The sequence below is a fragment of the Myxococcus sp. AB025B genome (assembly GCF_006518215.1).
In the GTDB taxonomy this organism is placed as follows: Bacteria; Myxococcota; Myxococcia; order Myxococcales; family Myxococcaceae; genus Myxococcus; species Myxococcus fulvus.
The window spans coordinates 1-9,379 of sequence record NZ_SRLW01000356.1; the positions used below are offsets into that span (position 1 = coordinate 1).

General features: G+C 69.5%; 5 protein-coding genes, 13 tRNA genes and 1 pseudogene. 18 read left to right on the forward strand and 1 reads right to left on the reverse strand.

The genetic code is table 11. The features are described 5' to 3' along the window. Nucleotides 1–1,534 precede the first annotated feature (1,534 nt). Nucleotides 1,535–2,746, reverse strand: coding sequence for a polysaccharide deacetylase family protein (locus FL311_RS37340; RefSeq protein WP_141332460.1), 1,212 nt, complete (start codon nucleotides 2,744–2,746; stop codon nucleotides 1,535–1,537). 207 nt (nucleotides 2,747–2,953) lie between these two features. Here FL311_RS37340 and FL311_RS37345 point away from each other — a divergent pair, with 207 nt between their 5' ends. From FL311_RS37345 to FL311_RS37425, 18 genes and pseudogenes are all read left to right on the forward strand, one after another. Continuing rightward, on the forward strand, nucleotides 2,954–3,124 hold the full coding sequence (locus tag FL311_RS37345; RefSeq protein WP_153882720.1) for a hypothetical protein: 171 nt from the start codon (nucleotides 2,954–2,956) through the stop codon (nucleotides 3,122–3,124). 78 nt (nucleotides 3,125–3,202) lie between these two features. Then, nucleotides 3,203–3,361, forward strand: a complete 159-nt coding sequence (locus FL311_RS44470) for a hypothetical protein (RefSeq protein WP_194869525.1) — start codon at nucleotides 3,203–3,205, stop codon at nucleotides 3,359–3,361. Between the two features lie 279 nt (nucleotides 3,362–3,640). Continuing rightward, a tRNA-Lys gene (locus FL311_RS37350) sits at nucleotides 3,641–3,711 on the forward strand. A 5-nt stretch (nucleotides 3,712–3,716) separates the two neighbouring features. Then, nucleotides 3,717–3,789: transfer RNA gene (locus FL311_RS37355), tRNA-Gln, on the forward strand. 31 nt (nucleotides 3,790–3,820) lie between these two features. Then, nucleotides 3,821–3,892: transfer RNA gene (locus FL311_RS37360), tRNA-Asn, on the forward strand. Between the two features lie 10 nt (nucleotides 3,893–3,902). Next, nucleotides 3,903–3,975, forward strand: a tRNA-Phe gene (locus FL311_RS37365). Between the two features lie 100 nt (nucleotides 3,976–4,075). Beyond that, a tRNA-Thr gene (locus tag FL311_RS37370) sits at nucleotides 4,076–4,149 on the forward strand. A gap of 21 nt (nucleotides 4,150–4,170) precedes the next feature. Beyond that, nucleotides 4,171–4,241 (forward strand) — tRNA-Ala (locus FL311_RS37375). A gap of 6 nt (nucleotides 4,242–4,247) precedes the next feature. After that, nucleotides 4,248–4,321, forward strand: a tRNA-Arg gene (locus tag FL311_RS37380). A 16-nt stretch (nucleotides 4,322–4,337) separates the two neighbouring features. Next, nucleotides 4,338–4,412: transfer RNA gene (locus tag FL311_RS37385), tRNA-Arg, on the forward strand. Nucleotides 4,413–4,433: 21 nt separating this feature from the next. Next, nucleotides 4,434–4,504, forward strand: a tRNA-Met gene (locus FL311_RS37390). 10 nt (nucleotides 4,505–4,514) lie between these two features. Continuing rightward, nucleotides 4,515–4,587: transfer RNA gene (locus tag FL311_RS37395), tRNA-Val, on the forward strand. 18 nt (nucleotides 4,588–4,605) lie between these two features. Next, a tRNA-Leu gene (locus FL311_RS37400) sits at nucleotides 4,606–4,679 on the forward strand. Between the two features lie 50 nt (nucleotides 4,680–4,729). Continuing rightward, nucleotides 4,730–4,803, forward strand: a tRNA-Leu gene (locus FL311_RS37405). Nucleotides 4,804–4,823: 20 nt separating this feature from the next. Further along, complete coding sequence (locus FL311_RS37410) at nucleotides 4,824–5,366, forward strand: HNH endonuclease (RefSeq protein ID WP_074949914.1); 543 nt, start codon at nucleotides 4,824–4,826, stop codon at nucleotides 5,364–5,366. A gap of 259 nt (nucleotides 5,367–5,625) precedes the next feature. Then, nucleotides 5,626–5,710 (forward strand) — tRNA-Ser (locus FL311_RS37415). A gap of 238 nt (nucleotides 5,711–5,948) precedes the next feature. Next, a complete protein-coding gene (locus tag FL311_RS37420) occupies nucleotides 5,949–8,768 on the forward strand; it encodes an AAA family ATPase (RefSeq protein ID WP_141332461.1) in 2,820 nt (939 codons plus the stop codon). Nucleotides 8,769–8,794: 26 nt separating this feature from the next. Then, nucleotides 8,795–9,038, forward strand: a pseudogene (locus FL311_RS37425) (integrase core domain-containing protein); the annotation flags it as partial. Between the last annotated feature and the right edge of the window lie 341 nt (nucleotides 9,039–9,379).

Genomic DNA, 9,379 nt, shown 5'->3' on the forward strand with positions numbered 1-9,379 from the left:
GGGGGGAGGAGCGACCTGTGTTCCCTCGACGAGGGGCGGGCGTGGTGGAGGCGCGACCTGCGTGCCTTCGCCGTAGGGCGGTAGTGGGCCACCCTCGCTGGATGGGACTTGGGATGCCGCGACTGCTTCCGAGGCGGAATGAAGTGGAGGACCGGAGGCGCTCGCGCCGGCCATCGGCCGCGAGGGTGGTGGAGGACCGGATGTGCTTGAACTGGCCATCGGCCGAGAAGGAGGCGATGGGACGGAAGTGCTCGCTCCGGCCAGTGGCCGAGAGGGAGGCGGCGGACTGGAGGTGCTCGTGCCCACCGGTGCCCGCGATGACGGTGGCGGCACGGAGTTGCTCGCGCCGAACAGGGGGCGCGACGGCGGAGGAGACGCGGAAGCGTCTTCACCGACCAGGGGGCGCGATGGATTCACGGGTGACTGCCCCGTGCTCGCGGACGAGGCCGGGGAAGAAGTGGTCGCCGCGTTCGTCCCGAGGGGACTCGCTGGTGGCGTAGGTGCACGTCCAGCATTCGCGGATGATGCTGGGTCCGATGTCGCCGCCGCGTTCGTCCTGAGAGGCCCCGCTGGTGGCGCAAGTGCACGTCCAGCATTCGCGGATGATGCTGGGTCCGATGTCGCCGCCGCGTTCGTCCTGAGAGGCCCCGCTGGTGGCGCAAGTGCACGTCCCTCATTCTCGGAAGACGCTGGAGCCGATGTCGCCGCCGCGTTCGTCCTGAGAGGCCCCGTTGGTGGCGTAGGCGAGCGTCCAGCAGCCACGGATGACGCTGGAGCCGATGTGGCCGCCACGCTCGTCCCGAGCGGAGCCGGTGGAGCCGCGGCCGAACGTCCCTCATTCGCGGATGACGCTGGATGCGAGGTGACGGGACTGCTCGCGCCGACGGGAGGCCGCGACGGTTGCCCCGAACTCACGGGAACCTTCGGCGCCGGCGCAACCTGGGTGCCCGCCTCCGCGACCGCTGGGAGCTCCAGCAACGTCTTCGGCCCCTCCAGGCGCCGGGGCACTGGCGCAATCAGTGTCCCCGCGTCCGGCGCGGCCTCCTCGGGATGAGCGCTCGAACCGTCCACCTCCGGGTCCATGCCCCTCTTCCGCGCGGCACGCAGTGGCTCCGTGGGCGGGTCGAAATCCCCCACCATCGCCATCAACGCGGCGCGCGGTAGGGCCAGCTCCGTGGCGTCCTCCTGCTGCGGCGTGACGCGATGTGCCGCGCTGCCGGGCGGTGTCAGCCTCGCCAGGAGCGCCGCGCACGCACGGCATCCCTCCGCATGACGCCGCAGGCGCTGGGCCTCCACGACGGAGAGCACACCGCTGACCAGCCCTTGCGCGGTCTTCTCGTCGAAGCAGGACACCCCTTGGATGTAACCCCACACGGCGGGTACATGAGAAGGGGGCCCGGATTCGCGACTCCCCATGGGCCACACAAGGGCCGCACACAGTCCATTCTCAGCCGATGGGAGCCCTGTCTGTCCTTTCGGCCCCACCCCCCGGATGGCGCGGCGCGGCGAGCCGACCCCGCGCCGCCCGGGAGCCTCACCGGGGGATGAGAGCGATTGAGTCCAGGTACACCGCCGCCTGGTCTGCTCCCGAGTCATCCTGGATGTAGAGGTCCTGCATCACGCCCGACGAGGCCCCCAGCGCATCGAGCGAGAGCGTGACCTTGCGCCACTCGCCCGCGACCAGCGGCCCACCCAGCGCCTCGTCCAGCCGCTGACTCCCGAGCACGTTGGTGCCGTCATGCAGCACGACGCGCACCCCCTGACCGCCCGTGGTGCCACCATGCACCCACAACTCCAGGGACTGGTACCCCGACAGGTCCACGCCCGAGTGGTGGAGCATCAGTCCCGCCCACGCGTCGGGCTCGAAGCGGATGGACGCCGAGCCCGAGTGGACCGTGGTCGTCTCGTCCAGTGAATGCTCCGCCCAGCTCCAATCCGCGAAGCCGCCCTCCAGGGCATCGGAATAGATGCGCATCCCCGCGGTCGGCTCCGGCTCCGTGCGGCCGTCCATCAGCGCGAGTCCCTGCGACAGCGTCACCGTGAGCGCGCCCCGGGTGCGGAGGTGGTCCAGGATGCTGGCGAAGTTGGACGTCTTGTATTGCGTGTCGCGGGTCGGCGTTCCATCCACGAACTCGTGGAAGACGAGGATGAGCCAGCTCTTCTCCGCGAGGGCCTGGTCAATCCAGCCGCGCACCGTGGCGACGGAGACGCCACGCGCCACGTCATTGCCACGCAGCTCGTACACGATGGTGTCGCGGAAGTTCCGGCCCGCGTTCACCGTGCGGCTGCTGGCGTAGTGCTGCCGGATGGAGGCGAGCACGGTGGCGTCGTAGGCCCCATACGGGATGATGAAGTCCGGCACCGCGCTCAGGCCCAGCGACCCCACCAGCCAGTCGCGCGAGTCCCGCAGCTCGGCGACGAGCTCGGTGGGCGACAGCGTGGTGAGGTCCGGGTGCGTGAGGGTATGGCTGGCGATGCCATTGCCCTCGGCGATGAGCGTCTGGACTTGGGAGGTGCTCATGTAGCCACCCCAGCCCTGGGCGAGCGCCTGGGTGATGATTCCATACGTCGCGGGAATCCCTCGCGCATTCAGCGCGGGCCGCGCCTTGGTGTACTGGGTGGCCCAGCCGTCATCCAGGGTGATGGTGACCATGCCCTGCGCGAAGGGCTCGGCCGCGAACGCGGACGTCGTCAACAGCACCAGCAGCGCGGCAAATCCTCGCATCGTCTCGGAACCCTTCGCCATGGACAGCCCCCGGGGCAGTTCGCCGCTTGCGGCGCGAGGCGCGCGATAGCAGAGGACTTCCACACAGGGCAACCCGAGGCTCTCGACACGTTCACCCGTGGATGCGCGTCGCGGTCAGGGGGAGAGGGGGACTCGCTCGCCGTCACACGTATCGAGGTAACCGTTCTCACCGTACTGGGCTTGGTTGGTGGGCCTGCTGAGTGGTGGATGGTGGGCAAGTACCGCCTCTCCAGGCGACTGGTGCAGGACGCGCTCTCCGACGTGCTCGGCTTCCTCACCGACACCCTCACCGACACCCTCGTAGGGCACCGGCGCGGACACCAAGGGCCGTCGCTCCTACCCCACGCCGACGCGCCTCAGCTCGCGCTCGTCACCTGAGCCGGTGAACGGTTTCATCGGGCCTTGTCAGGAACGAAAATCATTCGCCGTAGAGTCTCCCAGAAAGGAGCGGCGACCATGACGACGTTGACGATGCGGACGAACCCGATGAAGCGCAGCAATCTCGACAACCTCTGGTCCCAGTTCAACGTCGCCTCCGGCTCCCTCGCGAGCGCCAGCTCGACCTTTCACGTGGGATTTGACCGTCTCCACGGCCAGCCGCCCGTACCCTGCTGAAGCTCGCGCTCCGTCATCGGCGCGCCAAGCCACGCAGAGGCCGGGCTCCCATCCAGGGGACCCGGCCTCTGGACTTTCCGGGCTCCAGCATCCCCATGCCGCACCCGTGTGGCCCGCCACGCACAGCCTCACCGCATCGCGGGGCATCACCCGAGGACCGGACACGCGTTCGTGCGCCAGTCACCCCGGCTCGGGTTCCCGGCAGCCTCAAGGTCTCTGACAACTGAATCGTCGTGGTGAATGTATGCCGCCCGCGCGCATCGGGGCGGCGAGCAATCTGCCTCCGTAGCTCATTGGAAGAGCATCCGCCTCTTAAGCGGACGGCGAGGGTTCGAATCCCTCCGGAGGTACTCATACCGGGGTCGTCTAACCAGCGAGGATGGCGGACTCTGACTCCGCAGGTGCAGGTGCAAAGCCTGCCCCCGGTGCTTCTCACGCAGTCGCTTCAACGCAGCACATTCCCCGGTAGCTCAATGGCGGAGCAGGCGGCTGTTAACCGCAAGGCTGAGGGTTCGAGTCCCTCCTGGGGAGCTTCACACTTGCCGACCTGGCGTAGGTGGTCCGCGCGCCCGTCTGAAGAGCGGGAGGACTCGGTTCGATTCCGAGGGTCGGCACTCGCAGCACTTTTCGCCTTCATAGGCCGCGCTCCGGGAGCAGCTTGGACTCCAAATCCGAGCGGGCGGGGTTCAACTCCTCGGCGGCCTGTTTCGTCTCGCCCCTGTAGCTCAGCTGGTAGCAGCACCGGTTTCGTAAACCGGGGGTCGTCGGTTCGAACCCGACCGGGGGCACTGTTTCACGCGAGTCATCATGGGTCCGTAGCTCAATGGGAGAGCACTCGGTTTGCACCCGAGCGGTCCGGGTTCGAGTCCCGGCGGTTCCACTTCTCGCCCCTGTAGCTCAGTGGATGAGAGCGCACGGTTCCGAACCGTGAGGTCGCAGGTTCAATCCCTGCCAGGGGCACACTGTTTCTCTTCACGCTCCCGTAGCTCAGCGGAACCAGAGCACGCGCGTCCTAAGCGCAAGGTCGCAGGTTCGAATCCTGCCGGGGGCTTCACAAGCTTTCACCTCTTTCTGCGGTGTGGGGTCGGTGCCCCACTGGGCCTCATAAGCCTGGACTCCAGGGTTCGACTCCCTGCTCCGCAACTCGTCCTACGCACGCCGAGCCAGCTGGAGACGGCGACGGTCCCACACACCGTTCCCGCCGGGTTCGATTCCCGGGGCGTGCACTGTGTCCTCGAAGTCTTGCCGGTGTAGCCCAACAGGTAGAGGTGCCAGGTCGAGAACCTGGAGGTTGCGGGTTCGACTCCCGCCACCGGCACTGTTCGTCGTCGTCGTGTCGTCGCAGGTCAGCAGGAGCTCCCGAAGTCCGTCCGCGTAGCCCAAACGGGAGAGGCCGCCGGCTCAAACCCGGCCCAGTGCGAGTTCGAGTCTCGCCGCGGATACAAACGAAAGGCGTTGCGTCATGGAGACGCTGGTTCTCAGTCAGTCCTTCGAGCCCGTCGCGCGGATTCCCTGGCAGCGCGCCGTCATGCTCATCTTCCAGGGCAAGGTCGAGGTGGTCGAGGAGTACGAGGACCGCTTCGTGCGCTCGGTGACGGTGGAGATTCGCATGCCGTCCGTCATCCGGTTCTTCCGCGGCCTGCGCAAGGGGCCCAAGGGCGTGAAGTTCAGCCGGGAGAACGTGTACGTGCGAGACCACTGCCGCTGCCAGTACTGCGGCCTGAAGGTGTCGCGCGCGGAGGCCACGTATGACCACGTGGTGCCTCGCGCCCAGGGTGGCCGCACCACCTGGGACAACGTCGTCATCGCCTGCGTGCCCTGCAACCAGAAGAAGGGCAACCGGACGCCGGAGCACGCGAAGATGGCGCTGCGCTGCGCCCCGGTGAAGCCCAAGAAGCTGCCGGACACCCTGCACCTGTCGTTCGTCTTCGACAAGGGCATGCCCATGTCGTGGGCCAAGTTCCTCAGGGACGTGGCGTACTGGCATGGCGAGCTGGAGTCCTGAGCTCCCCCGAGTGAAGGAGGTCCGCCAGAGGCGGGCCTCCGTCCCCTTCGTCCCCGCCCACACGGGTGACGGGGGATGAGGAGGTCCGCCAGAGGTGGACCTCCCGCCCGGAGGAAGCTCCCCGCGCGCCGGCAGGCGGGAGCGCCGCTGCCGGCACATTTCCTGGAAGACCGACGCCAGAGGCTGGCGGCCCGTTTCGAAAACGGTGCGGGTGCATGACGCGCTCGGGGTTCGAGTCCCCTGTCTTCCGCTGTGTCTTGGAGCATGCAGGCCGGGTGGCCGGCCGCCCGGCTGGAAATCGGGAGGGCCCTTCGGGGCCCGTGGTTCGACTCCACCCTGCTCCGGTCTGTCTCTTTGGAAGTTGGACTGGCGATGGCGCCAGGCCCCGCTGCTACCGGGTGCGAGCCGGCCTTCCGGCTTGGGGTTCGAGTCCTCCGACTTCCGCTGCCACACCCGCCCACCCTGGGTCCGGGCCCGACTCGCACAGGCGGGCCTGTTGCCGACCCGGGCCGGGATTGCGCGCTCACCTCGACGGTTCAGCGGTTAGAGTGCGTGCTCCGGCGAGGGGGCGGTTGACGAGACATGGCGACGAGGAAGAGCGAGGACCAGGAGCGACTCATCGACCGGGACCTGACCGCGTTGGCTCGCGAGGGCCGGCTGCCGGCCGCCCATGGCGTGGACGCCGCGGTGACGGAGGTCCTCGGGTTGCTGACGCGCGGTGGCAAGCACCCCCTGCTGGCCGGCGACCCCGGCGTGGGCAAGAGCGCGCTCGTGCAGGAGGTGGCCCGGCGCATCGCCGAGGGCCGCGTGGACGCGGAGCTGGCGCAGGCCCGGCTGGTGGAGGTGTCCATCGCCAACATCCTCGCGCGCTCCACCCAACGGCAGGCGGCGGAGAGCTTCGAGGAGCTGCTGGCCCGGCTCGCCCGGCAGGCCTGCCCCATCGTCTACATCCGTGATTTGCCCGTGGCGCTGGGCGGCCCCCTGGCCCCCGTCGCCGTGCGCGCGCTGCGCACCAGCGGCATGCGGTTCATCTTCGAGACCGAGCCCAAGCGCGTCCAGGAGCTGCTGCGCTCCGACGAGGCGCTCGCCGAGCGGCTCCACCTGCTGCCCCTGCACGAGCCTCCGCTGGAGAAGGCGCGCTGGGTGCTGGGACGGGTGGCGGAGGAGCTCGAGCGCGAGCTGCGGCTGCCCATCGACCCGGCGGCGTGTGATTTGGCGCTGCGGCTGTCGTCCAAGTTCCTGCTCGCGCAGCGCATGCCGCGCAAGGCCATCGAGCTGCTCAAGGAGACGGCGGCGGAAGCGGCGGGCGCGGCCAAGGACCACGTGGGTCCCGAGGACGTGCTCACCCGCTTCTGCGCCGCCACGCGCCTGCCGCGCTTCGTGGTGGACGACGCGATGCCGCTGGACCTGGAGGAGACCGAGCGCTTCTTCGGCGAGCGGCTGCTGGGCCAGACGGACGCGGTGGCGGCGGTGCTGCGCTCGGTGGCGCTGCTCAAGGCGGGGCTGAACGACCCGCGCCGGCCGCTGGGCGTGTTCCTGTTCGCGGGCCCCACGGGCGTGGGCAAGACGCAGCTGGCGAAGCTGCTGGCCGAGTACCTCTTCGGCTCGGCGGACAGACTGGTGCGCCTGAACATGGCGGACTACCCGAACGACGGCGACGAGAGCGTGCCCTTCGGCGCGTCCTGGGCGCCGGCGCTGGAGACCCGGCGCGGCGAGCTGACGGCGCTGCTCGACGGCAAGGTGTTCTCCGTGCTGCTGCTGGACGAGTTCGAGAAGGCCGCGCGCAGCGTGCACGACCGCTACCTCCAGCTCTTCGACGAGGGCACGTTCGTCAACGGCGCGGGCGAGGTGGTGTCGTGCAACAACACGCTCATCGTCGCCACGTCCAACGTGGGCGCGGAGGTGTACCGCGAGCCCGCCATGGGCTTCGCGGGCACGCGGCGCGCGGAGGAGATGGTGACGGAGGTGGACCGGCGCATCGGCGAGTCCTTCCGTCCGGAGTTCCTCAACCGCTTCGACGCCATCTGTCACTTCCAGCCGCTGTCCAAGGTGGACATCCGCAAGATTGCCCAGCGCGAGGTGGGCCGCGTGTTGGAGCGCGAGGGCATCCGCGCGCGCTCGCTGGACGTGGAGGTGACGCCCGAGGTGGTCGACATCCTCGTCGAGCGCGGGTACTCGCCGCAGTTCGGCGCGCGCTACCTGCAGCGCGAAATCGAGAAGACGCTCACCGCGGCGCTCGCGGTGGAGATTGCGCGCAAGCCGCTGCCTCCGGGCACGCCGGTGCGCGTGGAGGCACGCGCGGGGGACCGGGTGGTGGCCGTGGCCGAGCCCGCCGCCCCGCCGCCGTCGCCCACCGCGCAGTTGCTGCTGCCCTCCGCGCGCGCGGCCCCGGTGAAGCGGCGGCTGGACCGCAAGTCGCTGCTGGTGGAGATGGACCGGCTGGTGGGCAAGGCGCGCGCGCTGGCGGCGTCCTCGGGGCGACCGGAGCTGGAGGAGCGCAGGACGGCCCTGCTCACGGAGACGCAGGCCCCCAACCTCTGGGACGACCCCACGCACGCGGCGGACGTCATCCGCGCCTTCCGGCTGGTGGAGGCCCACCTCAACGAGATGGAGCGGCTGGAGGCGGCGTGTCTGTTCGCCCGCCGGCTGGTGCGCGAGGCGAAGAACGAGGTGCAGCTGGGCTCCGCGGCGCGGCAGGTGGAGGAGGTCGCGCGCGAGGTGCAGATGGCCGAGGCGCTCCATGCCTCGGGCGCCTCGCAGCAGGACACCGAGGCGCTGGTGGACATCTGCGCGAGCGACTCGGCGGAGACGCAGGCGGTGTGGGTGCAGGAGCTGGCCACCATGTACCTGGGGTGGGCGCAGCGCCGGGGCTACGAGGCGGTGGCGGTGGCCGAGGCGGACGAGCCCTCGCGTGTCGTGGTGCGCATCGCCGGGCCGGGTGCATACGGGTTCCTGGCGGGAGAGGCGGGCATGCACCGACGCCTGGAGGACGAGAAGCGCCAGCGCGCGTATGTCCGCGTGCACCGGGGCGGCGCGCTCTCCGAGGAGGAATTGGAACTCTTGGAGGTGCTGGGCCGTCCGGTGAAGAGCCACGAGGGCGCCTACCTCCAGCGCGTGCGCACCGAGGTGACGGTGAAGGACGAGTCCACCGGGCGCGTGCTCACGCTCACCGGCGCGGGGGAGCTGGAGGAGCTCAAGGACATCGCCGCGCGCGTGGTGGCGGGCCAGGGCGGCAGCACGGATGAGGCGCGCCGCTACTACCTGGGACGCAGCGCCCGGGTGGAGGACCCGCGCACCGGCGCCGGCACGCCCCGCGTGAAGGACGTGCTGCGAGGCGAGCTGGACGTGTTCATCGCCGCGTGGATTTCACGCGCCCCCACCGAGCCTCCGCTGGGGAGCTGAAGGCGGCGAGGGGGCTGCTCGAGGAGCGCGGCATCGAGTACAGCATGTCGCGCAAGGGCAACTGCTGGGACAATGCGGTAGCCGAGAGCTTTTTCTCCACGCTGAAGCTGGAGCTCGTCTACGCCATCTGCTTCAAGACACGTGAGGAAGCGAGCGTTGTTCGAGTCCATGGAGGTATTCCACAACGGGAAGCGTCGCCACTCATCCCTGGGCTGCATCAGCCCGGTCGAGTCCGAGCGGGTGGCCGCAACGAGTAGGCTGGCAGCTTGACCCACCTGTCTACGGAGTCGGGCCACGCCCCCAATGACGCCGCGACCGAGTTGGGAGGCAAATCCAAGGCGGGCTGAGCGGCCGATTGGCGAGGGGCATGCATTAAGTTGATGTCCGCCGGTAGCTCCACTCCAAATGTGTCTGTTCGATGAGGCGTACGGCGCGCGCGGCCCCGTCCTCTGCTCGGATGCATTCACCCACCGCTGCGGCCTGCGCCCGTACCGTCGGAGACAGTGCTGTGCGGATGGCATTCGCGAGCCGCTCGGCGGTGAGCGACTTCTGCGGTACCGGCTGTGGCCCGACCCCCGCGCGGAGAACCACGTGCCCCCAGAAGGGCTGGT

Coding starts and splice junctions, on each gene's coding strand:
- FL311_RS37340 (WP_141332460.1), bottom strand. CDS start 2,746: ATGGCGAAGGGTTCCGAGACGATGCGAGGATTTGCCGCGCTGCTGGTG.
- FL311_RS37345 (WP_153882720.1), top strand. CDS start 2,954: ATGGTGGGCAAGTACCGCCTCTCCAGGCGACTGGTGCAGGACGCGCTC.
- FL311_RS44470 (WP_194869525.1), top strand. CDS start 3,203: ATGACGACGTTGACGATGCGGACGAACCCGATGAAGCGCAGCAATCTC.
- FL311_RS37410 (WP_074949914.1), top strand. CDS start 4,824: ATGGAGACGCTGGTTCTCAGTCAGTCCTTCGAGCCCGTCGCGCGGATT.
- FL311_RS37420 (WP_141332461.1), top strand. CDS start 5,949: ATGGCGACGAGGAAGAGCGAGGACCAGGAGCGACTCATCGACCGGGAC.